This window comes from Roseibium sp. LAB1 (assembly GCF_054658235.1).
Map to the genome: position 1 here is coordinate 716,628 of NZ_BAAGIB010000001.1, position 22,821 is coordinate 739,448.

The following is a 22,821-nucleotide window of genomic DNA, read 5'->3' on the forward strand; positions in this document are numbered from 1 at the left end:
GCCTCTATTCTTCGCTGCCTGAACCTGATCTGTCCTTGCGCGGTCGCGTTTCTCGTTTTTCCAGCGAGGCCACGACACCGCGCAGCGCGCGCACTTCCTGATCGGTCAACTCCGCCTTCTGGAAGATGTTGCGCAGCGTGCGCACCATATGCGGACGCCGCTCCGGCGGACGGAAAAAGGTGGCCTTGTCCAGCGCACTTTCCAGGTGCTCGAAGAAGCGTAGCACTTCGTCCTTCTTCGCCGGTGGATGCACTTCTTCCGACAGGATAAAGGGCAATGCACCGGACGTCGCGGTCTTGCGCCATTCATAGGCACACACCAGCACTGCCTGGGCAATGTTCAGCGAGGCAAAATCCGGATCGACCGGCAGGGTAACGATCTCGTCGGCCAGCGCCACTTCCTCGTTATTGAGGCCCCAGCGCTCCCGGCCAAACAGATAGCCGGTCGCATGGCCGTTCGTGCCCAGCTCTACGGATTTTTTCGCAGCTTCGTCCGGCCCGCGCACGGGCTTAGGCACTTCGCGTGACCGGGCGGTGGTCGCGAAAACGAATTGCAGGTCGGCAATGGCCGCCTCGACGCTGTCGAAAACCTGCACCTTGTCGATGACATGATCCGCCCGGCTTGCGGCAGCTCTTGCCTTTTCACTCGGCCAGCCGTCGCGCGGATTGACGATCCGCAGATCCACCAGGCCGAAATTGGCCATCGCCCTTGCCGCCGTGCCGATGTTCTCGCCAAGCTGCGGTTCGCACAGGATCACCGCCGGCGGCTTTGCCGTCACCGCGCGCGCTTCGTCTCTGATGTGTGCATTCTTGCTCATGAAGCGGGGATTTAGCGGAAGCAACGTCAGATGAAAAGACCGAAAGGCCTGCGGTGCCCCTGCGGTCTGCCTCATTCCTCCGAATAAATGCGATGATTTTTGTCGAGAACCGGCACCACTCCGGCGAGGCACCTTCTCCTTTTCCAGATCGGGCAACATTGATCGGGGAAGTGAAGTCGGTCCGCCGGCACCACAACCCGGCACTGGACAGCGTGATTGAAGATGTCGCTGCATTCCTGCGCCGCTCATCGATCGATGAGCAGGAACCGGACCGGATGCTTATAAACTTTCCCGACCGTGCAGCCGCATTCTGGCAGCCGGAAAGCGTCACTGTTTGAGATTGAAACACGCTTCTTCGGGATACCTTACTTCTTCCGAAGTTCTGGAAGTCAAGACAGCCGCAAATCGTTCGATAACCTCCTCCATTCAAACAACAATGTAAATTTGACCCAGGGGACCCAGCCACCGGACCATTAGCGTTTGAGATTAATTGTAGGAAAGATAGAAGGTCAACTTTACATACCCTCAATAAGTGTATGGGATGCTACCTGTTGAGTGTCAGTTCGAGAGTATTCCGTGCAGAAGCCAAGGTCCTTTTTGTGGACATATAGTCCCGCGATTTCAATGCTTTGCGTTGCCGTACTGTTCAGCGCCGGACTTCTTGTGACCAAGAACGCCGGTGCTGTGGGGCTGCAGGCAGTGGCTGTCTTTCCACCTTGGTTTTCTGAACAACAAAGCTTCACTTCGGTAGCGATTACGGGAGCCCCCATCGCAGCACCCGGGCCGGTAGACTGGATGGTCATTGCCATTCCGCAGTCGGATCAGCAGTCGCACGACCTGCAGTCCTCCAATGCGCTGTTTTTGCTCAATGCCGAATTTGCGCGGCTTTGCGGCGCTGGACAACATGCGACCAGGTCACCGGAGGTTCTTTCAGCCGAATGAAACCTTCGTTCCTGAAACATTTCTGGATTGATGTCGCGTCTCTGAACGTTCAGCGGCTCCGCCAGGCCGTGAGCTGGATTCTCGTCTGGTATTTCTGGCTGGCTGCCGCGATAGCCATAATCGCCTCTTTCTTCACCGGGGGCTCGGTTCTTTACGTTGCGCTGCCGCTGGCTGTCATCGGGCTCGTCACGACGACAACCGTCATGGCTGACGCGTCTGCGCTGCGGACCCGCCTGATCGTGACGGTTGCGATCAATTCCACTTGGATGTTCGGGCTCTACGTCGCCTCCGACATCCACAATGGCGAGTATATGCTTGAAGTGCATATGCTCTATTTCATCAACACCTCGATCATCATTGCATATGTCTGCTGGCGATCGGTGCTGATGACCACAGTCGCGGCACTCGTTCATCATTCGGTTCTGACGCTCATCCAGCCTGAACTTGTCTGGCCTTCCTCCAGTTATGCCTGGTGGCACCTGATGAACCATTACATCCTGGGAACGATCAATTGCCTGGGCGGCATCTATATTGCCGCCTCTCTCAAACGTTTTCTCGACCACATGGAAAGCGCCAGGCAGGAGGCACACCACCGTTCCATTCACGACGACCTGACCGGCCTGATGAACCGCCGCGGACTTCGCCTTGCGGTCGAGAAGTTGTACCAGGCCGATGCCCCCCTGCCCGACTTGACGCTGTTCCAGATCGACCTGGACGGTTTCAAGAACATCAACGACACGGTTGGCCATGCAGCAGGCGACAGGCTGCTTGTTCTGGTGGGGAAACGACTGAATGCCATTGCGCCGCCAAATTCGATCATCGCTCGCATCGGCGGAGACGAATTCGTGGTGGCTTCGCCGGCAATCGACGCCAGCCAGCAATCGGATTTTCTGGACGGACTGAAAAACTGGATGCAACGCCCCCATGTCATTTCGAAAACCAAGCTGCGCGTGGGCGCTTCGGTTGGCGTGACCCATTCCAGCATCAGCGGCGGCAACCTCGACGGCATGATGGTCGACGCGGACATAGCGCTCTACGAAGCCAAGAAGGCCGGAAAGAACAGGGCCGTTGTGTTCCATCCGCGTTTGAAGGAAGACGCACAACATCTTGTAAAAACCGCCGAAGCAGTGCTCTACGGACTGGAGAATGACGAGTTCGAGCCCTATTTCCAGACGCAGCACGACACCCGCACGGGCGCCATTGCCGGTGTTGAGGTGCTCGCCCGCTGGAACCATCCCAAGCGGGGCATCCTTGGTCCGGCAGTTTTCCTGGACGCGGTTCAGGAGGCAGGCAGAGCTGCGGCGTTTGACAGCCACATCATGTCGAAGGCGTTCGATCTCATTCAGTCTCTGGAGAACACCGGGGTCATTTTTCCGAAGGTGAGTTTCAACATCAGCTATCAGAGGCTGGCGGAACCCGGGCTTGCAGAATTCATTCAAGGCTTGCCGAAAGTCCGTGCCGAAATCGCATTCGAACTGGTAGAGTCTGTCTACTTCGACACCTTGTCCGACGATGAGGTCGAAACCGTCAACGCCCTTCGCAATCTCGGTATTCGAATAGAAATCGACGATTTCGGAACCGGCCACGCATCCATCATCGCGCTGACGAAGCTCAAACCTGATCTTTTGAAGATCGACAGGGCCCTGATTTCTCCGCTGTCCTCCAATCCCGAACAGATCAAGCTGATCAAGACAATCGTCGACATGGCACACGGGCTCGGCATCGAAGCACTTGCCGAAGGGGTGGAGACAGAAGACACGATCAACAAGTTGCGTATGCTCGGCGTCAACTATGTGCAGGGCTATGCCTTCAGCAAGCCTATGAACGTCGCCGACCTGCAGGGTTTCCTCGTCCGCAAGTCTGCCTGACGCCGGCCGTCACTGCTTTCAGCGGGAAAAGGATGTTCCGGACGCGGGACGCATTGTCCTGCAGGCGGTCTGCCGTTGCGGATCTACCGCATGCCGGGCACCGGTTTGCTTAGCGCGGACCAGCTCCAGAGCAATGCCGCCTCCTTCACTCCCGATTGCCTTTTCCAACGGCTTTGCTAGAACACCAGCGGACTTCACACCCTTCGCCTTCCGGAGGGCTTTCAATTGATTGCGTACAATTGTATACGCATGTCGAAATTCATCGGGAGCGGTTCCGCGCCACTCCTTTGACCAAAGTTCGAACGCTAGGAAATGTGACTGTCATGGCCGACATTATCTACACCAAGGTCGACGAAGCACCGGAACTCGCCAGCGCCTCGTTCCTGCCGATCATCCGCTCCTTCACCAAGGCAGCCGGTTTGACTGTCGGTACCAAGGATATCTCCCTCGCAGGCCGTATCCTGGCGAATTTCCCGGAGTATCTGACAGACGCACAGAAGCAGTCCGACGATCTTGCGGTCCTCGGCGACATGGTCAAGCAGCCGGACGCCAACGTCATCAAGCTGCCGAACATCTCCGCGTCCCAGCCGCAGCTGAACGCAGCTATCAAGGAACTGCAGGCCCAGGGCTACAAGCTGCCCGACTATCCGGCCGAGCCGAAATCGGACGAGGAAAAGACCGTCAAGGCCAAGTATGACGCGATCAAGGGCTCTGCCGTGAACCCGGTGCTGCGCGAAGGCAACTCCGACCGCCGCGCACCGAAGGCGGTCAAGGAATACGCCAAGAAGAACCCGCACCGCATGGGTGAATGGCTGCCCTCCTCCAAGACCCACGTCGCCACCATGGGTGAGAACGACTTCTTCTCCAACGAAAAGTCCGTGACCGTTTCCGCCGCATCCGCCGGCAAGGCGAAGATCGAATTCGTCGGCAAGGACGGGGCTGCTACGGTCCTCAAGGGCGACTTTGCACTGGATGAAGGCGACGTTGTTGACGGCACCTACATGAGTGCCAAGGCGCTGTTCGCGTTCCTGGAAAAGGAAATTCAGGACGCCAAGGACATGGGCATCCTGTTCTCCCTGCACATGAAGGCAACCATGATGAAGGTCTCCGACCCGATCATCTTCGGCCTTTGTGTCCGCGCCTTCCTGAAGGACGTCTTCGAAAAGCACGCCGCAACCTTTGCCGAGCTTGGCGTCAATCCGGATCTCGGTATCGGTGATATTGAAGCCAAGGTCGCCACGCTGCCGGCCGACAAGGCCGCCGAGATCAACTCCGACATCAAGGCCGCCCTCGACAACGGCCCGGCCATGTACATGGTGAACTCCGACAAGGGCATCACCAACCTGCATGTCTCGTCCGACGTCATCATCGACGCCTCCATGCCGGCGCTGATCCGCGCGGGCGGTAAGGGCTGGGGCCCGGACGGCAAGGAAGCCGATGCAAAATGCGTGATCCCGGACAGCTCCTATGCCGGCGTCTATTCCGCAGTGATCGACTTCTGCCGCGAAAACGGCGCGCTCGATCCGGCCAAGATGGGCACCGTGCCGAACGTTGGTCTGATGGCGCAGAAGGCTGAGGAATACGGCTCTCACCCGCAGACGTTCAAGGCTCCAGCTGACGGCACCATCCTCATCGTTGATGCTGCCGGCAACACCCTGATCGAACATGCTGTCGAAGAAGGCGACATCTGGCGCGCATGCCGCACCAAGGACGCCCCGATCCGCGACTGGGTCAAGCTTGGTGTCAGCCGTGCACGCCTATCCGGCATGCCGGGCGTCTTCTGGCTGGACAAGACCCGCGCCCACGACGCGGAACTGATCAAGAAGGTGGAAGCCTATCTGCCGGAACATGACACCTCCGGTCTCGACCTGCAGATCATGGCTCCGGCCGATGCGGCGAAATACACCACCGAGCGTATTGCCAGCGGTGAAGACACGATCTCCATCACCGGCAACGTGCTGCGCGACTACCTGACCGACCTTTATCCGATCCTGGAAGTCGGCACCTCGGCGAAGATGCTGTCCATCGTTCCGCTGATGAACGGCGGCGGTCTGTTCGAAACCGGTGCCGGTGGCTCGGCTCCGAAACACGTCCAGCAGCTCATGGAAGAGAACTACCTGCGCTGGGACAGCCTGGGCGAGTTCTGCGCCCTCGGCGCATCGCTGGAGCATCTGGCCAACGTCAAGGGCAATGCGAAGGCCCAGGTTCTGGCCGACGCGCTCGACAAGGCTGTCGAGAAGCTTCTCGATAACGACAAGTCTCCGTCCCGCAAGGTTGGCGGCCTCGACAACCGTGGCAGCCACTTCTACGTCGCGCTCTACTGGGCTGAAGCCCTGGCCGCACAGGACAAGGACGCCGAGCTGAAGGCACATTTCGCACCGATAGCCGAAGCGCTTTCATCCAATGAAGCCGCCATCGTTGGCGAACTCAACGGCGTTCAGGGGTCTCCCGCCGACACTGGTGGCTACTACCACGCCCCGCAGGAAAAGGTGGATGCGGTCATGCGTCCGAGCGCAACGCTCAACGGCATTATCGGTTGATTTGCCAATACACTCTTGGGTAGAAACAGGGCGGCTCCGGCCGCCCTTTTTTGTGCCAGGGAGCTCATATTAAATGCCTTATCAAAACAAGCAGCAGCAATTGGTCGTCCGGAACGGGGCCAAGGAAGAGTTTGCGCTCTATTCGGCCACAGATGACACCCGTTCCCCCACGTGGTGGCCCGATACAAGTTTTCTGGTGCACGCTCTCAGCGAAGGAGATTTTTCGACCCTGCGCGGTGCCATACAGCTCATGGACGATGACCGCGAACCTGTCTTCCTGACCGGGCCAGGCAGCGTCACGAACGAACTGTATGCCCGTCTGGAGCACCTCGGCTACATGAGTGTCACCGAAAAACCGTTGCCCGAAGAACTCCACGGGCACCTGGTCGAACGCGGCCTGTCCGACTACGGCAGGGAACATATCGCCGACTTCGTGATTGCCCAACGGATCCAGATGGAGGAGCTGGGCGGCGACCGGGAGCCACTGGAAGACTTCTGCACCAAGTTCGACAATCTGCGGGAGCATCACTCGGGTTTCCCGCTCGAGGCGCTGCATACGTTCCGGATGTTCTTCTCCGATCCCCGTTATGATTTTGAACTGGACCAATCTTCCAACTATCTTTTCCGGCTGTACAAGATGTTCGGCATTGCGGAGATCTCCGACGAAGGTGTCGCGCGTGCGACCCGGTTCGGCTCCATGAATGTGCCGTTTCTGTTCGATCTGCTGCTGAAAGCGCGGGGGGCAACGGTCAGACACTAGCGTCCGAAGGGCAGTTGCCTTGTTGCAACACTTCTCCCCGGGATCTGGATACCGGCCAGTTCCTCCATTGCATCCACGGATGCAACTCATTACCTGGTTTCCACCGCACACGCCGTGCACTGATTTCGATTTGAAAACGGGACACCCGGACATGTCGCACATGACCTGCGCGCCCAGAGAGGCCGCCACCCTTCGCTGATCCGCGTTAGCGGTGCGCCGAAGGCTGACCAGGACAAGATCATCTTGCTCCTGAGCCTTATCCTGTTTTCAAAAAGGTTCCCGACATGGGCACTTCTCATGAGGATGGTGCTGCGCCGGCCAAAGGCGTGGCCCCCATCCATCGTTTCTATTCCGCTGCGTCCTGGATTGAAGGGGCGGCGGAAGACCAACTTGAGATCGTCGCGGCCATGGCAGGCGTATCGCACGTCGCAGCGTTCCCGGATCTGCACCCGGGCAAATACGGCCCGGTCGGAAGCGCCATTCTGGCCGATCGGGTCTATCCGCAGCTCATCGGCAACGATATCGGTTGCGGCATGAGCCTGTTTGAGCTCGACCTTCCCTTCCGCAAACTGCGGCAGGACAAGGTTGCGCAGAAACTTCGTACACTCGAGGGGCCATGGAACGGTGATGCCGCGTCTCGCTTGAAGGCAGTGGACCTGCCTGCCGACCTGCACGCACAAGCACTTGGTACCATTGGCGGTGGCAACCACTTCTGCGAATTGCAGATGGTGGAAGCACTTGCCGACGAGGTCCCCTCGGCCGCAGCGGGCTTGAACAAGGGCAGCCTTGTTCTGCTTGTCCATTCCGGCTCCAGGTCACTTGGTATGGCCGTGTTCGGCAGCATTCTTGATGGCTTTGCCGGCTTGGACCCGGAAGGCTCGGCCGGGAAAGCTTACCTGGATGCCCACTTGAGGGCTGTTCGTTGGGCAGCGCTTAACCGGGCTTTGATTGCCGAGCGGGCGGCCGAAGCCTTGCGCTGCGATCTCCGCTCGCTCTGCGATGTCCCGCACAACCTGATCGAGGTCAGCGCGAAGGGAGTGCTGCATCGCAAGGGGGCCGCCAAGGCTGATCTGCCGCTTGTCCCGCTTGCAGGCTCACGGGATGCAATGAGCTATCTCCTGAAACCGGCAGGCGGCAAGCCCGAGGCTCTTGCCTCCCTTGCCCACGGTGCGGGTCGCAAATACGACAGGCGCTCCATGACTGGCCGCGCAGGTGCCACCCGTTCCGACCGGCAGGCCCTGACAAGGACCTCCTTCGGCGGCCTTGTGATCTGCGAGGACCGCCAATTGCTGATCGAGGAAGCTCCGAACGCCTACAAGGATCCGGCACAGGTCGTCAAAGACCTGACCTCGGCAGGACTTGCTGACGCCGTGGCAAGCTTGAAACCGCTGCTGACCTACAAGAAAGCCGAAACAGAGCAACGGGATAAGGCGCGGCAAGACAAACAGCAGCGTCTGAAGAACCGGAGGGCAGCCCGATGACCACATCGCCTTGCCTGAGGCTGCTGGTGACAAGCGGTGACGGACCACGCGAATGCCGCCGGGCGCTTGCACTTGTTCTGCACAAGATGACAAGGGAAGCCGGTCAATCCGGCCTCCGGATTGAAGTTGAGGTGCCGGAAACAGCAGCAAAGGACGATCCGGCCTCTGCCCTGGTCTCGCTCAGCGGGCAAGACGCGATGCGCTTTGCTGCCCGCTGGACCGGGACGGTGCAATGGATCTGCAAAAGCCCGTTCCGCCCGCATCACAAGCGGCAGAACTGGTTTGTGGGTGTCTTCCCCTTGCAAACGGACCGGGAGCCGTCCGCTGACCTCAGCCCGCAGGAACTGAGGATCGAGACCTTCCGCTCCGGCGGTCCCGGTGGCCAGCACCAGAACACCACCGACAGCGGGGTTCGCATCACCCATGTCGCCAGCGGCATTTCGGCGGCTTCGACCGACGAACGCTCCCAGCACCGCAACCGGCAGGTCGCCCTGGAACGGCTGAAGGCCAGGTTTCTGTTGAGGGAGCAGGAAGCAGCAGCCCGGAACCGGTCAGAACAAAACCGCAAACACGGCCAACTGGAACGCGGCAATCCGGTTCGGGTCTTTCGGGGAGACTCGTTCCAGGAAATCAAGAACTGAAAAGGGGCGGCTCACCGAGCCGCCCGTTTTTACCGACACCGCTTATCCGCGGATGAATGCCAGAACGTCGTTGTTGAACTCCTCGGCCTGCAATTGCGCAAGACCGTGGCCGCCGCCCGCAAAGATCTTCAAGGTAGCGTCATCGACGATCTCCGCAGCCCGATGGGCAGACGCCTTGATGGGCACGATCTGGTCGTCGTCGCCATGTACGATCAGCGTCGGCACCTTGATGGCCTTCAGGTCTGCCGTGTAGTCTACTTCCGAGAACTCTCGGATACAGTCGTACTGCCCCTTGATGCCACCGGCCATGCCCTGCAACCAGAAGCTTTCCTGCAGACCCTGGTTGGTTTCGACCCCATCACGGTTGAACCCATAGAACGGCACCGTCAGGTCCCTGAAAAACTGCGATCGGTTGTAGGCAGTTCCCTGGCGAATACCGTCGAACACCTCCATCGGTGTGCCGTCCGGATTGTCTGCCGTCTTCAGCATCAGAGGTGGCACCGCACCGACGAGAACGACCTTGGCGACCCGGTCATTGCCATGCCGGCCAACATAGTGGGCAACTTCGCCGCCACCGGTCGAATGACCGATCAGGATCACGTCCTTGAGGTCCAGATGCTCGATCAGTTCGGCCAGATCATCCGCGTAGCGGTCCATGTTGTTGCCGTCCCAGGGCTGGCTGGAGCGGCCGTGGCCGCGGCGGTCATGGGCAATCACCCGAAACCCGTTCTGGCCGAAAAACAGCATTTGCGCGTCCCAGGCATCAGCCGACAGCGGCCAGCCATGTGAGAAGACGATCGGCTGCCCCTGCCCCCAGTCCTTGTAGAAAAGCTCTGCGCCATCTGATGTCGTGAATGTCGTCATTTTCAGATTCTCCTGTTCAAGCAGTTGTTTTGCGGCACCGAACCTCGGCGCCATCACCAGACCGAGCCCAAGGACACCGCCGCCAATCAGCGCCTGGCGACGGTTGACCTGCGGCCCAACGATCTTGTTTCCCATCGGATGATCTCCATTTAACTCGTGCACGATTTAATCGTGTGCGATGTATATGTATCGGCAAGTTCGCTCTGTCAACGCTTGCCAAGAAAAAAAATGCTGCTTAGGAACGGTTCATGTCAGAACGCACTGAAAACAAAGGCGCCTCGGAGCCCTTGACGAACACCAGCCCGGACGGCCTCGGTGGAGATCTCGACGATTTCCTCTGTTTTGCCGTCTATGAGGCCAATCTTGCCTTCAACCACCTTTACCGGTCGCTGCTGGAAGAGCTTGGCCTGACCTATCCGCAATACCTGGTGATGACCCTGCTGTGGCGCCGGAACGAGCGCACTGTCAAGGATATCGGTGATGCGCTCAGCCTCGAATACAACACTCTGACACCGATGATGAAACGCCTGGAAGCGATGGAGCTTGTCTCCCGGGTGCGCGATACAAACGACCAGCGCGTTGTCAATGTCTGCCTGACGGCCAAAGGCAGCGCACTCAGGGAAAAAGCCGCGGCAGTACCGCAATGCGTGGCAGAGGCATCGGGCCTTTCGAACAAGGCTTTTGAGGATCTGAAGTCGACTCTCGACACCTTGCGTTCCAACCTGAAATCCACGGGAGACCGGAGTTGAATAACGGCACAGGCAACATCACGGCCATCCTGTTCGACAAGGACGGCACGCTTCTGGATTTCGATGCGACCTGGGCGCCGGCCTATCGCGAAACCTCGCTGTACGCTGCCAGGGGCGACCGTACGCTGGCGGAAAAGCTGCTGGAACAGACCGGAATGGACCTTGCGACTGGCAAGTCCGCGGCGGGCTCACTGCTTGCGGCGGGCAACTCCGCCGAAATCGCCGCGGCCTGGATTGCCTGCGGTGCGGACTTCCAGGAAGGCCCGCTGACGGCAGACCTTGACCGGGCCTTCATCGGCTGCATGCATGATGCCGCACCGCTCCCCGGCATTCCGGAGGCCGTCGGTGCTCTCGATGGATCCGGGTTCACCCTGGGTGTTGCCAGCAGCGACAGTGAAGCGGCCATCCGTGCCTTTCTCGCCGGCACAGGCCTTGCGCCCCGCTTCGCCTTTGTAACCGGTTACGACACCGGATTTGGCCCGAAGCCGGAACCGGGAATGGTACGCGGCTTTGCCGAGGCAACCTGCCTTGCAACAGATCGGATCGCCGTGGTCGGCGACAACACGCATGATCTGGAAATGGCCCGGTCGGCAGGGGCCGGCCTGTGCATCGGCGTATTGACAGGCACAAGCGCACGTCGCGACCTGGAAGCCCTGGCAGATGCTGTTCTGAACAGCGTCGCCGACTTGCCGGCGTATATGGCCGGCGCACCTGCGTGACGAACGGCTGACTGACAGTCCGAAAAACGGCTCCCCGGCAGGATGGGTCCTCCCGGGAAAGTCCTTCAACGGTCCTTTGATCCGATCCCGTTACGCAGGACGATAACCAGAAACAAAGCCATCATGGCAACCGCCAGCAGGGAACCGGCCTTCGCGAGACCTTCCTCGCCGTCTGCAATTGCGAATTTGATCCCCGGCACCAGTACGACAACGGCCGTGACCGCCAACAGGTAATGGATCTTACCGAGCCAGCCCTGCGCGGCCTGCGGTGTCAGCGTGTAGTAGATGCCGAATATCGCCATGGCGACAAACCCGATCAGGTTGAGGTGACCGTGTGCCGGCGCGAGAGTGTGATCCTGGGTCACGGACATCTGGATGCCCCAGGCCATGCCCATGAGAGCGAAGACCACGCCGGTTGCCAGGAAAAGTGTTCCAAGAGACTTGCTGTTCATGATGCCCTCACTGCACGTTGAGTGGTGGACCGGTTAGGGTCAGGTGATACCGGCGGGCGCATGCTTCGATGGCCGGCATATCTTCGGGAATTCTGAATTGGCCCGCAGCCATCTCCTCAAAGAAATTCTCAAGCCCCCCAGGGGTCAGGATGACGAGATGCCGGCTTGGCAGGTCGCTGACGACGAGAAACGTGTGTTCCCTGCCCTTTGGCACAAACATTGTCTGCCCGGGCCCTCGAACCGACCGTTCCCCTTCAAGCCAGAATTCACAGTCTCCGGTCAGCAGCACGAAGGTTTCGTCGGCATCCTCGTGAATGTGCCTCGGTGGTCCGGACCCCGGTGGAGAGACGCTATCCACGATAGACATGACACCGCCGCTCGCGCCGGTCGACAGAATGGTTCGGTAGGTCACTCCGAGCCACTCGATGGCGTCAGGACCCAGCAAGATATCTGACATCGTTTCCTCCATTGAGCATCGGGAAACGAAAGCGCTTTCGTGGAAGGAAGCTTATCGCGGCAGAATCTATATGAAAAATCTATATTTCTCATATAGTCTATTACCATGGTGAATTTATCGACCTTCGACCTCAATCTCCTGAAGGTCCTGGATGCAGTTCTCCAGGAAGGATCGACCGTTCGAGCCGGAGAACGGCTGGGTTTATCGCAACCGGCAGTATCCGCTGCTCTTGGGCGGCTGCGAACGGCCCTTGAGGACGACCTTTTCCCTCGCAAGGGACAGCATCTCGAACCCACCGCTTTCGCGGCAAGCCTGGAAGTGCCCTTGCGCGATCATCTGGAGGCATTGAGCGTTCTGCTGAAAGGCCCGCAAACCTTCAGACCCGAAACATCGACAGCCAGTTTCAGGATTTCCGGCAGCGACTACTTTGCGGAGATGCTGATGCCCGGGCTTGCAGCCCATCTGGCACACACCGCACCGTCAATGCTTGTGCATCTGGTTGATCTCGTGCCGGACAATTACATCAACACGCTTGAAGAATATCGGGTCGACCTGGCTATGATTCTTGCCGCGCCGTTGCCGGAGTGGGTTCAAAGCAGGGAGATGTTCACCTCAAGTTTTTCCGTGGTCGCCCGAAGGAATCATCCGAGGCTCCAACGCGCAGGCATTGCGCCTGGAGAGGCTATCCCTATCGATCTCTTCTGCGACCTGGGACATGTGCTGTTTTCTCCGGAAGGCAAGCGCAGCGCGATGGGTGATGCCGCGTTGGCACGCGTCGGCAGAAAGCGGCGCGTTGCGATGACGCTGCCTGTGTTCGGCGGCGTCTGCCGCGCCGTTTCCGGATCGGATCTCATCGCTCTGCTGCCCACCCAGTTCGCACGGCGGATGGCACCGATTTCCGATCTGGAGATCTACTTGCCTCCCATGCCTGTGGACCCGGCCCGGATTATCATGGTCTGGAACCGCAAGATGACCTCAGATCCGCCTCATGCCTGGCTTCGCGACCAGATAATCAACCTGCTGGCGAGCGTTCACGAAGAGCCTTGAGACCAGCTGAATGTCGCGGCTGACAAGACCGGGTGACGACCCGGAACAGGACACCTGTCTCTACCGGCGTCGCAGAGATTTCAGGCGAAGGATCCCGCACCCTGCCGTCGCACCTGCCCGGGCGTCTGGTTGAACTGACGCTTGAAGGCCCGGTTGAAGGCAGCCTCCGAGCTGTAGCCGATGTTCTCGGCAATATCGATCAGGGGCAGATCGGTCTCCCGGATATCCCGCCGTGCCCGCTCCATGCGCCAGTGTGTGACATAGGCGAGCGGCGTCATACCGACAAGATTTGTGAACCGGTCGGCGAAAACCGTTCGGGACATGCCTGCCTCCCGGGCAAGACTCTCCACCGTCCAGGGTTTTTCCGGTGCCAGATGGATCTTGGACATGCTGCGTCCAAGCTTCGGGTTGAGCACCGCCGCCAGGCATCCGGCCCTGTCCCCTTCCCTGTCGACAAATGTACGCACCACCTGGATGAAGATGATCTCCGTCAGCCGGTGGACGATTGCCTCGGACCCCGGCTGCCCGGCACGCACCTCGCTGGCAACAAAACGCATGACCGCTTCCAGCCAGAAGGCATTCATCGTCTGCGTGTTGGGCAGATGAATGACGGCGGGCAAGGCGTCCAGCAGCGGATGCACCGAGCCTTCCTCGAATTCGAAATGGCCGCAGAACAGTTTGCAGGCCAGCTCCTCGTCCGGACCGCCATAATAGAGCGCGCCTTCACCAGTGTATCCCGATTGCCGCACGACTTCGTCCACATCGGCAGCGGGACGGTCAGGTTCATCGCTCAGGACATGAGCGGCCCCATGCGGAATAACTGCCAGGTCGCCCGTAGCAAGGCGGATCGGTTTTTCCAGTCCGTCGACAGCCAACCAGCAACCGCCGCGCATTGCCATGTGGAACCGCGCCACATTGCCGAAAGCCGGCACCCGTACCGCCCAGGGCGGCGAGAAGCAGGTATGGAAATAGACAGAGCCGCGAAGCTTCAAGGCGTCCAGGATCTGGGTCAGGGCGTCGTGTTTCATGCGCGTCGGGTTCCGGTTTGGGTGTTACCTCGGCATTTTTGCCTCAATCTCACAAAGCGCAAGGCTGCCGGACGATCAGTCAATTTTGAGGGACTTTCGTGCATGGATAGAAGCCGAAGAGGCCAACATCTTTGTGCACGTGGGCAATTCGCCCATGGCAACCCAACCTGGAGCACTTGAAAGATGTCCCTCCGCTTCGTTACCAAGACCATGCATGCCTATCTCGACTATCCTGTCGCCCTCGGCCTGATATCCCTGCCTGTTTTTCTGGACCTTGGCCAATCCAACCCGCTTGCCTTCTGGCTGTCCTTCCTGACCGGGTTCGCGGCCCTTGCCCTGACGATCCTGACGGATCATCAGACCGGGATCATTCGCATCCTGCCCTATTCGGTCCATCTGGCTGTCGACTTTGCGGTCGGCATCGTCTTTCTGGCTGCACCGTTTGCCTTCGGCTTTACCGGCCTCGACTTTGCCTATTACCTGGTCAACGCCATTGCCGTTCTGACCGTGGTCGGGCTTGCCAAACCGCAGGAAACGGTTCCGCAGGTTGCCTGAGCAGCGTCTCCCACCCGCAGACTGGCGTGAAAACACCGGCCCTCGAGCCGGTGTTTTTTTACCCCGCAATCCGGACGATCTGCAAATCCTCGGGAACTTGCGGACATGGAGACACCGGCAAAGCGGACGCAAGGTAGAGGCACCGGAACAAGTCCGGCCTTCAACCTTCACATCCTTTCAGGAGTAGAAAATGTCCTTGATGAAATCCGCTGTTGCCGCAACGCTGCTGAGCCTTGCCGTCCTCTCCGCCCCGGCGCTGGCTGCTGACGAATACAACACCTCCAGCGGGCTGACCGCCGCCGGCAGTCCGCTCGGCCTCCACGGCGTCGATCCTGTGGCCTTTGTCAGCCTGGGCAATCGCATTGACGGAACTGCGCAATACACCGCCGTTCACGACGGTGTTGCCTATTACTTCGCGTCGCAGGAAGCCATGGACGCGTTCACCGCGCATCCTGACCATTATCTGCCGCAAAACGGCGGCTTCTGCACCTTTGGCGTTTCCGTTGGCAAGAAATTCGACGGCGACCCGCAATTCGCCGCCGTTGTCGACGGCAAGCTCTACCTGTTCCTGAACGAAGCGATCTTCCGCGAATTCCAGAAGGACCAGTCCGGCACCATCGCCAAGGCCGACGCCAACTGGAAGAAGATCCGCACGACTGCGGCTACGGATCTCTGACAGGTTCGCCGGTTCACCCGGCCGACAGGCAAAAAAAGGGCGGCCCAAGGCCGCCCTTTGTGGTTTGAAATCAGCAAAAGCCTGGAGACTTAGGCTGCCGCGTCGTGCAGACGGCTTTCGAACGCAAGGTTCTTGGTCAGCGGTGCCAGTGTCTTGGCAGCGGCAAGAACAGCCAGATCGGCCAGCGGCTCGCCCAGGATCACAAGCATGTAGGCAAAGCCGAAGGAGCCGACAGACGCCATGTTCTCGGCACCGAAGCCCTGACCATAGAACGCCCAGAAAGCAACCCAGCCAACGATACCGGCCTGGAACGTGGTGGAAAGGGCCAGGGCCTGAACGTAGCTGACGTCAACATACGCGGTCTTTTCCGGAATGATCCGCTTGGCCAGCATGCTGACGGCCCACAGCGGCACAAGCAGCGTGGTGACGTTGATGCCGTACTGCGGCAGATCGAAGGGGGCAAACAGCGCGCCCTGAAGCAGAAGCCCGGCGGCAAGACCGATGGCAGCCGGGCCGGCCCCGAACATCAGGAACAGGGTGGACCCCAGAATGAAGTGCACTTCGGAAACGCCGACCGGATAATGCGGCAGAATTTCAAAGAAGCAGAATACGGCAACCGTCGTGATGACGGAGCGCACGGCAAGGCTGACGAGGCCGCTCTTGCGGATCGTGTCCAGGGCCATTTTGCCCAAGAGGCCGAAGGAAGCAGCAGCGGTACCGTAGCTGAGAACGATCTTGGCACCGTCGACGATGCCGGGTTCGATATGCATGTCATTTCTCCATTGCGCACCCTCCGTGCGCGAGCAGATGTTGTCGGTCGGCCCCGGTGGGACCGCTGGATGGCAGGTTTCCTGGCTCGCGAGTCTCTGCGCTGCCCGCCTTCCCGGATCACTCCAGTGGCTTGAAGGGCTTTGCTCTTCGCTTACAGTTGCGGGGGCAGCCACGGTCTAGGTCCCTGTTGGGTACGCCTCACCGTGTTCCCATTTCATCCGCCCTTACGCTTGTTCGGGCGGAACCATCGCACGCTTTAGGTTTGCAGGGATTGGCGAAACACTGCAAGCGAATTTTCGCCATTTTCGGCCAGAATGCGACATTGCACCGAAATTTTGCGCCCTGAGGATACAGGGTGAAAACGGTCGTCTCGGCAAACAGGAAAGCCGAGACACGAAACAAATTCACTCGGCCAAAAGATTGAAACTTCAGGTAATTTCAGTATCTACAGCCAAAATCACGCAGATGTAAAATATATATATGTTTTATTAAACTTTTCTATATTTAGGGTAATTGTTACTTTTACTTGCGGAAACCATAATGAAAGGTAACCTCAATCGCATACAAAGCACATTGTGAGACTTTACAATGCCCTTTACGAAGTTGGGAACGCTTATCGCTGGCGTCGTCTTTTTCCTGGGTTGTATTCAGGTCGGTCTCGCCGCCGGTGTCGCCCTTGGCGCCATCGCAGAACCGTATCCGGGGATATTCCTTGGTAACATGACCCGCGAACAGGCCATCGACAGCGGACTTTTGAAGATAATGGCTGCCGTGGCCTTCGGTGTGATCACCGAAATCAGCAGGTCGGTTGAAAAGAAATAACTCACAACCTGAAGACTTGAAGCGGGAACACACCTGTGAAAGTCTGTCGGCATGTTGAAATCGATTCCCCTGACCGCTCTTGCGGCCTCCTTCCTTGCTGCCACCGCCGTCCCTGGCTGGGCGGCTCCGCAAGAACTGTTCAGCGCCATCAATGAGCGTCTGTCCTTCATGAAGCCGGTTGCCGCCTGGAAAGCGGACAACGACAAGCCCGTCGAGGACCTGCCGCGGGAAAAAGTGGTTCTGGATGCAGCCCGCGCCAAGGCTGTCGAAAACGGTCTGTCCGCCGACAATGTTACGCTGTTTTTCCAGGCTCAGATCGATGCCGCCAAGGACATTCAGACCTGCTGGATTGCAAGATGGGACAGCGGCGAACCCCGCCCTCAGAACGTTCCCGACCTCATCAAGGACGTCCGGCCGGAGCTGCTGCGCCTTGGCGATGACATCCTGACGTTGCTGGCAAAAAGCCCGGTTGAAGCCTCCGACAAGCAGGCCTTTGCTGATGCAGTAACCGTGGAATGCCTGTCAGAAGGTGCGAAGAATGCACTCTTCGAAGGCCTCGTGGACGTCCACGACTAGGCATTCGCGTTCGAAGCCGGCTTGCGACGGTTTTGTTGACCGCCAGCAGCTATCGAAGCCACGCGACTGACGTTTACGGCTGACGCCGCTCGGCAATTTCCGAGACCCGGCGGCAGATACGCACGCCCTTGCAATTACTTGCGGTCAGACCTCGCATCGTATGCGGGGTGAAAATCCGGCCGGTCAGTTCGCCGTTCAGAAATTCGCAAACGTCTCTCACGAACGCAAATCCAATCCCTGGAAATGCCAATCGAGACCATGTCTCCAATAACGGTAGCCTGCGCACGATTCCAGGACACGGCGACTGCCTTTCCAGCCCCGATCTGAACTGACGCTGGGCCTCTCCAAGCGTCAAATCAGCATTGACGCATAGTATTTTTGACATTGTTGGTTTGTTGGTAACTTTTGTGGTTTGTTGTTGGGTCAAAGCAACTATAAATTGTTTTGACTGTACCGGCACCGGATTCTGTTTTTGAATAATTCTTGGAATTTTCGGGGTGGCAATGACATTCTCTTCTACCGGAAAGGCTAAGACGCCATCGCCCCGGAAGACTGAAAAGTCTCCGGATAACGGTAATTTACAAGCAGATCTTGATAGTTCACACAGCTCGTTCCGAGCGTCCCTGAGCGTTGCCGTTTTCGGGTTTGATGATCCGGCAGCAGTGCACAACCAGATGAGTGAGGAGCACCTGGCGGTTCTCGACCGCCGGTTCGCCACCGTATGCGCCGTGGCCGCTTCCGAATTCGGTGGCAAGCTCGTCAATCTGCCGAGCGGTCAGAAGGTTCTTGTCTTCGGGGTGCCTCAACCTCACGAACTGGATGCAGAGCGAACAGTGCTCGCTTCCCAGAAAATACTTCGCAGTTTCGAATGGAGCAGTTTCAAGTGTCCGGCGCGTTTACGCTGCGGCATTGCCAGCGGCGAAGGTTTCATTCGTCTCGATTCCGGCCCGAACATGTCTCCCAGGGCCGTTTCCGGCCCCGTTTACGAAGCCGCCTCACACCTGGAACAGCATGCACCGGGAAATGTCCTGCTGGTCTCGGCAGATGCACGGGCGCTCTTTCGCAGCAACTTCATGGCGCGAAAGGTTCAGCTCGGCAAAGGGGAAGAAACCGCCTGGGAAGTGTCTCCTGCAATCGTTCCATCAACACGCTTCGACACTGGTGATCGGGATACGAGACTCCGTTTCTTCATGGGCCGCATGAAGGAACTGCGCGTTCTGGCGAAAAGCTGGTCGACCGCGAAGACAGGCCTGGCGCAATCGATCCTCATTGAAGGCGAACCGGGCATCGGCAAGTCGAGCCTTCTGAACGCCTTCCTGAAAAAGGTTCAGGCGGATCAACCGCTCGTTCTCAGTTTCCTAGGCTCCGCCCACCACAGGCGCACCCCCTATTTTCCGGTTGCGCAGGGTCTTTACTCGTTTCTGGGTCTCAAGGGTATGCAAAGCCCGGCCTTGCTCAGCACTGTCATCCATAATTTTCTGAATGACCTCGGCCTCGACACCCTGCGCGACAGTGCCAACTTGCGCGCCGTACTCAAGGGCGGCGGCATCGACAGCCACGTCACACAGCCGCATGTCGCAGCGGACAATCCGGTCGAAACTCTTGTCTCCTGCTTTCGGCAACTCGCGGATGTCAATCCGGTCATTCTCGTTTTCGAGGATGCCCATTGGATGGACCCCAGCACACTGCAGCTGATCACTGCGCTCCATGGCGCACTTGGCAACAGCCGGATTCTGTCCCTGGTCAGCAAACGTCCCGGTTCTGGTCCTGAGCATCTGGAAAGCTCCGTCAACGCCGTCTGCCGGCTGGACCATCTGCCCGAGCCCGAAGCCCGGGCACTGGCGGACCTGTTGCGTCCGTCCGACATGACGGATGTCCAGTTAGAGACCATCGTCCACCGGTGCGACGGCATCCCGCTCTTTCTGGAAGAGCTGATGAACATCGCGTGCGAACGTGGCAGCAATTTTTTCGAACAGGGAGCGGAAAATCTCATTCCTGCATCCTTGAGGGAAACCCTTGCGGCCCGGCTGTCGCATCTTGCAGGCAACGGGGACATTCTGCTTGTCGCCGCCGTTATCGGTCGGGAGTTCAGCATCCCGTTGCTGGCCGGGGTCACCGGATTGCCCGAAGAGGTGCTGGAAACGCAGCTGGAGAGCTTTCAACGATCAAATCTGGTCTACCGGGTCGGCGCTCCTGAAGATGGTCTGTTCGAGTTCAAGCACAGTCTGGTTCAGGACCTTGCCTACCAGTCCATCGAGCCGACGGTACGTAGCCGCTATCACGCGCGTGTCGTCGAAGCGCTTACCGCAGCTCCGGGACGCTATCCACCGGTCGCCGCAGAAGTCATTGCCCGACATTTTCAGCACGCCGGCAACATCCCGGCCGCGCTTGAATATCTGGAGGTTGCCGGTGTCGAGGCCGTTCGCGTTGCCGCCCACCGGGAAGCCGGGCGCTACTTTCAAAAGGCGCTGGAGCTGGCACAGAACATTGGAAACACGGCCGAAAGGGATCTCGCGGTCAGCCGTTTCCTGCTGCTCCTGGGGCCGCAACTGATCACCAATCACGGCTTTGCCTCCAACGAAGTACATGAGGTCTATACCCGCGCGCGTACCCTGACCTCCAACAAGACCGGTTCGCCGGAAATGCTGCAAATGCTTTGGGGCCTCTGGGGTGCGCATATCGTCCAGGCGGACATCGCCTTTGCCAAGACGCTCAGCGATGATTTCCTGCGCATTGCCCGGGCAAGACAGAACGGCCTGGAGGTCTCTGCCGGTCTTTACATGGCCGGCGTCGGATCCTTCTATGTCGGTAATCTGGTTGAAGCCGAACAGTTGCTGCTGTCTTCGGTGGAAGCTGCCATGGCTGCCGATTTCGACGAGATGATCACCAAGTACAGCCTGGATCTCGGTATTCTGGCACGGTCCTATCTGAGCTGGTGCTACGCTCTGATGGACCGCCCGGACGACTTGCGAAACAACGCGCTGTCTCTGGAAACGGCCGCCCTCCTGTCGGACCACGCCTTCTGCCAGGCCTTCAGCAGCTGTTTCCTGTCAACCACCCATAACTTCCTGGGCAATTCCGCCGAAGCCGAAAGCCATGCTCTGGCCGCAGCCTCCCTCAGCCGAAAGCAGGGTTTCGCGCAGCAGCTTGCCCAGGCTGAGATCAATCTCGGCCGCGCTCACGTCACATCAGGCGATCCGTCCGGACTGGACAGAATGCTGGACGGTTTGAAGGCCTATCTGGACACCGGGGCGGTGCTGGCGCGTCCCTACGCGGAAGCCTGGATTGCCGAAGCCCATCTTCAACGCGGAGATGCTGGCGCTGCCTGCGAGCGCCTGATTGCTGTGCGCCGTTTCACCCGCAGATCCAGCGAGCGCTATTACGACGCCGAATTGCTGCGCCTGTCTGCACTCACAGCAAGTGCAACCCGGCCGGACGCCGGGCGTCTGGTGGGCACGCTTCTCGACAAATCGGCCAGCCACGCCCGCCGGACAGGCACGGACCTGCATCTTTCAAACGTTCTGACCCACCTCGGCTACGGCTCCATGACTGGAGACGAAGTGGTTTGAGGCGGATTGGTGGTCGTCAAGGCAAGTTGCCTGATCGGGCACAAGGCCTGCTCCACCCCTTTGCTGTCGCGGCCTCCCAAATTCCCGTGCCCTGTCGCTTCATTCATTGGGGCTCACGCTAAGCGGTTCCCTTCCAATCAAAGCACCAGCAGACAAACGCCCGCTTCTCGTCGGTCATCAAATCTAAATCAATAGCTGCATATTCTGACAATGCGCTTAAAAGGCGAAAGAGGGTTGATGGGGGCAGATATGACGATACAGACACCTGTGAAACATGGTCTTCTGATTGATGGCCAAATGATACGCGACACCGCACAACTGAAGCTCGATCTGATCGATTTCGCCGGAAGCGATCACAAGGAAACCATTCAGGGCCGCATCGCAGACGAGATCATCGTCGCATCCCACGCGCAAACCCTGCCAATCGAATTTCCCTCGCTGAAGCATTTCTGGGAAGACCTGCTTTTGCGGGTCGGCGCCGTCGCCTCGATGACCGCTCTGACATCCGGCGTCTACGATTGTGACTATTATGATCCTGCGACCGGGCCTGAAGCGAGGCTGGGTACGACGGACGATGCCCGCGTTTCCAAATACTGGACGTTCGAAACACCCGGGGGAACCGACGCCGACTGGCAACAGGTCGTTGGTGAAGACGCTCTGGCCGCCATCCTGCCGAAGGACGGACACACGTTGCCCTTCCGCGGCGAATGCGCCGGAGCCTTTCAGCTGACCGTTTTCTGGGGGCTGCTGAACGGGCTTGGGTCCGACCGTTTCAGTGACATAGCAAAGCAATTCGGCACCATGCTGGTCGGGCCATGGACCGACAATCCGGCGACGGAATTCATGGCTGAAAAGGCATCGCTGCAGGATCCGCCGATCCCGGGCGACTACATGTACTTCAAGAACAAGGACGACTACCTTGACTGGGAGCCCGACGGGTTCTGGCAGGGCCTCAATGCCATGTACATGGGCCGGGACATGCTTGGCACCCGGCATTATTCGGGCATGGGCGCCAGCTGGCTGAGTGAGCAGAACCTGCGCGCTTCGCTGGTAAACGCCTATTATCACGACTGCTATCCGCATATCGTGCCGTGTCCGCAGTCCGAAGTCCGGTTCACGATCCGCCGTCTCCTGCAGATCCCGTCGACAATCACCAAACAGGCCTTGCCGTTGCAGTCCGCTCATCCCGCCAAAGGCACCGTCCCGACGACCACTGCCCTTAAGGCAGGCGGCTATCAGGCGATTGCCCGCGACACCTACGAGAACCAGCGCACGACGGTTCGCGAATGCGCGGAGCTGTTCGACATCACCGCGCTCGACCTGCACCAGCAGCAGAGCTCCAGCATGGAAAACCCGCCCTCGCGCTTCGATGCTCCCGGGGCGACGATCGTGCTCACCTATCATGACCCGTTAGCCGGACGCCGCGATCCGGACGCTGTCGTCAGGGTCATCGTGAAGCTGAAGCCCGGTTTGATTGCTGGCTGATG

22 protein-coding genes and 1 riboswitch are annotated in these 22,821 nt (G+C 58.9%); of the genes, 16 read left to right on the plus strand and 6 right to left on the minus strand.

Annotated elements, in window-relative coordinates; translation table 11 throughout:
- Nucleotides 1–4: 4 nt before the first annotated feature.
- Nucleotides 5–817, minus strand: coding sequence for an RNA methyltransferase (locus tag ACYQ54_RS03450; RefSeq protein WP_460079364.1), 813 nt, complete (start codon nt 815–817; stop codon nt 5–7).
- 92 nt (nt 818–909) lie between these two features.
- On the opposite strand from ACYQ54_RS03450, the gene ACYQ54_RS03455 reads away from it, so the two are divergent.
- The 7 genes from ACYQ54_RS03455 (at nt 910) to prfH (ending at nt 9,049) form a co-directional block, all read left to right on the plus strand.
- Nucleotides 910–1,155: a hypothetical protein gene (locus ACYQ54_RS03455; RefSeq protein WP_460079366.1), complete on the plus strand. Its 246-nt coding sequence runs from the start codon at nt 910–912 to the stop codon at nt 1,153–1,155.
- 325 nt (nt 1,156–1,480) lie between these two features.
- Nucleotides 1,481–1,759: a hypothetical protein gene (locus tag ACYQ54_RS03460; protein ID WP_460079368.1), complete on the plus strand. Its 279-nt coding sequence runs from the start codon at nt 1,481–1,483 to the stop codon at nt 1,757–1,759.
- A complete protein-coding gene (locus ACYQ54_RS03465) occupies nt 1,756–3,627 on the plus strand; it encodes a putative bifunctional diguanylate cyclase/phosphodiesterase (protein WP_460079370.1) in 1,872 nt (623 codons plus the stop codon). Before ACYQ54_RS03460 ends, ACYQ54_RS03465 begins: the two co-directional genes overlap by 4 nt.
- 323 nt (nt 3,628–3,950) lie before the next feature.
- The gene (locus tag ACYQ54_RS03470) at nt 3,951–6,167 is read left to right on the plus strand and encodes an NADP-dependent isocitrate dehydrogenase (protein ID WP_460079372.1); all 2,217 of its coding nucleotides are present in this window, start codon (nt 3,951–3,953) and stop codon (nt 6,165–6,167) included.
- A gap of 73 nt (nt 6,168–6,240) precedes the next feature.
- On the plus strand, nt 6,241–6,927 hold the full coding sequence (locus tag ACYQ54_RS03475) for a hypothetical protein (protein ID WP_460079373.1): 687 nt from the start codon (nt 6,241–6,243) through the stop codon (nt 6,925–6,927).
- Between the two features lie 284 nt (nt 6,928–7,211).
- On the plus strand, nt 7,212–8,408 hold the full coding sequence (locus tag ACYQ54_RS03480; protein WP_460079375.1) for an RNA ligase RtcB family protein: 1,197 nt from the start codon (nt 7,212–7,214) through the stop codon (nt 8,406–8,408).
- Nucleotides 8,405–9,049, plus strand: coding sequence for a peptide chain release factor H (prfH, locus tag ACYQ54_RS03485; RefSeq protein WP_460079377.1), 645 nt, complete (start codon nt 8,405–8,407; stop codon nt 9,047–9,049). The genes ACYQ54_RS03480 and prfH overlap by 4 nt, the downstream gene beginning before the upstream one ends.
- 42 nt (nt 9,050–9,091) lie before the next feature.
- Here the strand turns inward: prfH and ACYQ54_RS03490 are convergent, their stop codons facing one another.
- Nucleotides 9,092–9,913: an alpha/beta fold hydrolase gene (locus tag ACYQ54_RS03490; protein WP_460081664.1), complete on the minus strand. Its 822-nt coding sequence runs from the start codon at nt 9,911–9,913 to the stop codon at nt 9,092–9,094.
- A gap of 248 nt (nt 9,914–10,161) precedes the next feature.
- On the opposite strand from ACYQ54_RS03490, the gene ACYQ54_RS03495 reads away from it, so the two are divergent.
- On the plus strand, nt 10,162–10,662 hold the full coding sequence (locus ACYQ54_RS03495; RefSeq protein ID WP_460079379.1) for a MarR family winged helix-turn-helix transcriptional regulator: 501 nt from the start codon (nt 10,162–10,164) through the stop codon (nt 10,660–10,662).
- A complete protein-coding gene (locus tag ACYQ54_RS03500) occupies nt 10,659–11,381 on the plus strand; it encodes an HAD family hydrolase (RefSeq protein WP_460079384.1) in 723 nt (240 codons plus the stop codon). The genes ACYQ54_RS03495 and ACYQ54_RS03500 overlap by 4 nt, the downstream gene beginning before the upstream one ends.
- A gap of 65 nt (nt 11,382–11,446) precedes the next feature.
- Here ACYQ54_RS03500 and ACYQ54_RS03505 read toward each other — a convergent pair whose 3' ends face one another.
- Together ACYQ54_RS03505 and ACYQ54_RS03510 are read right to left on the minus strand one after the other, a co-directional pair.
- Complete coding sequence (locus tag ACYQ54_RS03505) at nt 11,447–11,833, minus strand: hypothetical protein (protein WP_460079390.1); 387 nt, start codon at nt 11,831–11,833, stop codon at nt 11,447–11,449.
- Nucleotides 11,834–11,840: 7 nt separating this feature from the next.
- A complete protein-coding gene (locus tag ACYQ54_RS03510) occupies nt 11,841–12,290 on the minus strand; it encodes a cupin domain-containing protein (protein ID WP_460079392.1) in 450 nt (149 codons plus the stop codon).
- Between the two features lie 105 nt (nt 12,291–12,395).
- Here ACYQ54_RS03510 and ACYQ54_RS03515 point away from each other — a divergent pair, with 105 nt between their 5' ends.
- The gene (locus ACYQ54_RS03515) at nt 12,396–13,337 is read left to right on the plus strand and encodes a LysR family transcriptional regulator (protein WP_460079393.1); all 942 of its coding nucleotides are present in this window, start codon (nt 12,396–12,398) and stop codon (nt 13,335–13,337) included.
- Nucleotides 13,338–13,417: 80 nt separating this feature from the next.
- Here the strand turns inward: ACYQ54_RS03515 and ACYQ54_RS03520 are convergent, their stop codons facing one another.
- On the minus strand, nt 13,418–14,365 hold the full coding sequence (locus tag ACYQ54_RS03520) for an AraC family transcriptional regulator (protein WP_460079395.1): 948 nt from the start codon (nt 14,363–14,365) through the stop codon (nt 13,418–13,420).
- A 183-nt stretch (nt 14,366–14,548) separates the two neighbouring features.
- Here ACYQ54_RS03520 and ACYQ54_RS03525 point away from each other — a divergent pair, with 183 nt between their 5' ends.
- Entirely contained in the window at nt 14,549–14,920 is a 372-nt protein-coding gene (locus tag ACYQ54_RS03525; protein WP_460079396.1) for a hypothetical protein, read from the plus strand.
- A gap of 190 nt (nt 14,921–15,110) precedes the next feature.
- Nucleotides 15,111–15,596 carry a YHS domain-containing (seleno)protein gene (locus ACYQ54_RS03530; protein ID WP_460079398.1) on the plus strand — a complete coding sequence of 162 codons (486 nt, stop codon included), beginning with the start codon at nt 15,111–15,113 and terminating at the stop codon, nt 15,594–15,596.
- A gap of 89 nt (nt 15,597–15,685) precedes the next feature.
- Here ACYQ54_RS03530 and ACYQ54_RS03535 read toward each other — a convergent pair whose 3' ends face one another.
- Nucleotides 15,686–16,366, minus strand: a complete 681-nt coding sequence (locus ACYQ54_RS03535; RefSeq protein ID WP_460079399.1) for an energy-coupling factor ABC transporter permease — start codon at nt 16,364–16,366, stop codon at nt 15,686–15,688.
- Between the two features lie 54 nt (nt 16,367–16,420).
- Nucleotides 16,421–16,631, minus strand: a riboswitch (cobalamin riboswitch).
- A gap of 324 nt (nt 16,632–16,955) precedes the next feature.
- Here ACYQ54_RS03535 and ACYQ54_RS03540 point away from each other — a divergent pair.
- The 4 genes from ACYQ54_RS03540 to ACYQ54_RS03555 all read left to right on the plus strand — a co-directional run bounded on the left by ACYQ54_RS03540 (nt 16,956) and on the right by ACYQ54_RS03555 (nt 22,819).
- Nucleotides 16,956–17,189, plus strand: a complete 234-nt coding sequence (locus ACYQ54_RS03540; RefSeq protein WP_460079401.1) for a hypothetical protein — start codon at nt 16,956–16,958, stop codon at nt 17,187–17,189.
- A gap of 51 nt (nt 17,190–17,240) precedes the next feature.
- Nucleotides 17,241–17,765 carry a gamma subclass chorismate mutase AroQ gene (gene aroQ, locus ACYQ54_RS03545; RefSeq protein WP_460079404.1) on the plus strand — a complete coding sequence of 175 codons (525 nt, stop codon included), beginning with the start codon at nt 17,241–17,243 and terminating at the stop codon, nt 17,763–17,765.
- Nucleotides 17,766–18,439: 674 nt separating this feature from the next.
- Nucleotides 18,440–21,334: an AAA family ATPase gene (locus ACYQ54_RS03550; RefSeq protein WP_460079405.1), complete on the plus strand. Its 2,895-nt coding sequence runs from the start codon at nt 18,440–18,442 to the stop codon at nt 21,332–21,334.
- A 297-nt stretch (nt 21,335–21,631) separates the two neighbouring features.
- The gene (locus tag ACYQ54_RS03555) at nt 21,632–22,819 is read left to right on the plus strand and encodes a hypothetical protein (protein WP_460079407.1); all 1,188 of its coding nucleotides are present in this window, start codon (nt 21,632–21,634) and stop codon (nt 22,817–22,819) included.
- Nucleotides 22,820–22,821: the final 2 nt, after the last annotated feature.

Bases quoted from the DNA above. Each gene is read 5' to 3' on its own strand.
- ACYQ54_RS03450 (WP_460079364.1), bottom strand. From the start codon at position 817: ATGAGCAAGAATGCACACATCAGAGACGAAGCGCGCGCGGTGACGGCA.
- ACYQ54_RS03455 (WP_460079366.1), top strand. From the start codon at position 910: ATGATTTTTGTCGAGAACCGGCACCACTCCGGCGAGGCACCTTCTCCT.
- ACYQ54_RS03465 (WP_460079370.1), top strand. From the start codon at position 1,756: ATGAAACCTTCGTTCCTGAAACATTTCTGGATTGATGTCGCGTCTCTG.
- ACYQ54_RS03470 (WP_460079372.1), top strand. From the start codon at position 3,951: ATGGCCGACATTATCTACACCAAGGTCGACGAAGCACCGGAACTCGCC.
- ACYQ54_RS03475 (WP_460079373.1), top strand. From the start codon at position 6,241: ATGCCTTATCAAAACAAGCAGCAGCAATTGGTCGTCCGGAACGGGGCC.
- ACYQ54_RS03480 (WP_460079375.1), top strand. From the start codon at position 7,212: ATGGGCACTTCTCATGAGGATGGTGCTGCGCCGGCCAAAGGCGTGGCC.
- prfH (WP_460079377.1), top strand. From the start codon at position 8,405: ATGACCACATCGCCTTGCCTGAGGCTGCTGGTGACAAGCGGTGACGGA.
- ACYQ54_RS03490 (WP_460081664.1), bottom strand. From the start codon at position 9,913: ATGACGACATTCACGACATCAGATGGCGCAGAGCTTTTCTACAAGGAC.
- ACYQ54_RS03495 (WP_460079379.1), top strand. From the start codon at position 10,162: ATGTCAGAACGCACTGAAAACAAAGGCGCCTCGGAGCCCTTGACGAAC.
- ACYQ54_RS03505 (WP_460079390.1), bottom strand. From the start codon at position 11,833: ATGAACAGCAAGTCTCTTGGAACACTTTTCCTGGCAACCGGCGTGGTC.
- ACYQ54_RS03510 (WP_460079392.1), bottom strand. From the start codon at position 12,290: ATGTCAGATATCTTGCTGGGTCCTGACGCCATCGAGTGGCTCGGAGTG.
- ACYQ54_RS03515 (WP_460079393.1), top strand. From the start codon at position 12,396: ATGGTGAATTTATCGACCTTCGACCTCAATCTCCTGAAGGTCCTGGAT.
- ACYQ54_RS03520 (WP_460079395.1), bottom strand. From the start codon at position 14,365: ATGAAACACGACGCCCTGACCCAGATCCTGGACGCCTTGAAGCTTCGC.
- ACYQ54_RS03525 (WP_460079396.1), top strand. From the start codon at position 14,549: ATGTCCCTCCGCTTCGTTACCAAGACCATGCATGCCTATCTCGACTAT.
- ACYQ54_RS03530 (WP_460079398.1), top strand. From the start codon at position 15,111: ATGTCCTTGATGAAATCCGCTGTTGCCGCAACGCTGCTGAGCCTTGCC.
- ACYQ54_RS03535 (WP_460079399.1), bottom strand. From the start codon at position 16,366: ATGCATATCGAACCCGGCATCGTCGACGGTGCCAAGATCGTTCTCAGC.
- ACYQ54_RS03540 (WP_460079401.1), top strand. From the start codon at position 16,956: ATGCCCTTTACGAAGTTGGGAACGCTTATCGCTGGCGTCGTCTTTTTC.
- aroQ (WP_460079404.1), top strand. From the start codon at position 17,241: ATGTTGAAATCGATTCCCCTGACCGCTCTTGCGGCCTCCTTCCTTGCT.
- ACYQ54_RS03550 (WP_460079405.1), top strand. From the start codon at position 18,440: ATGAGTGAGGAGCACCTGGCGGTTCTCGACCGCCGGTTCGCCACCGTA.
- ACYQ54_RS03555 (WP_460079407.1), top strand. From the start codon at position 21,632: ATGATACGCGACACCGCACAACTGAAGCTCGATCTGATCGATTTCGCC.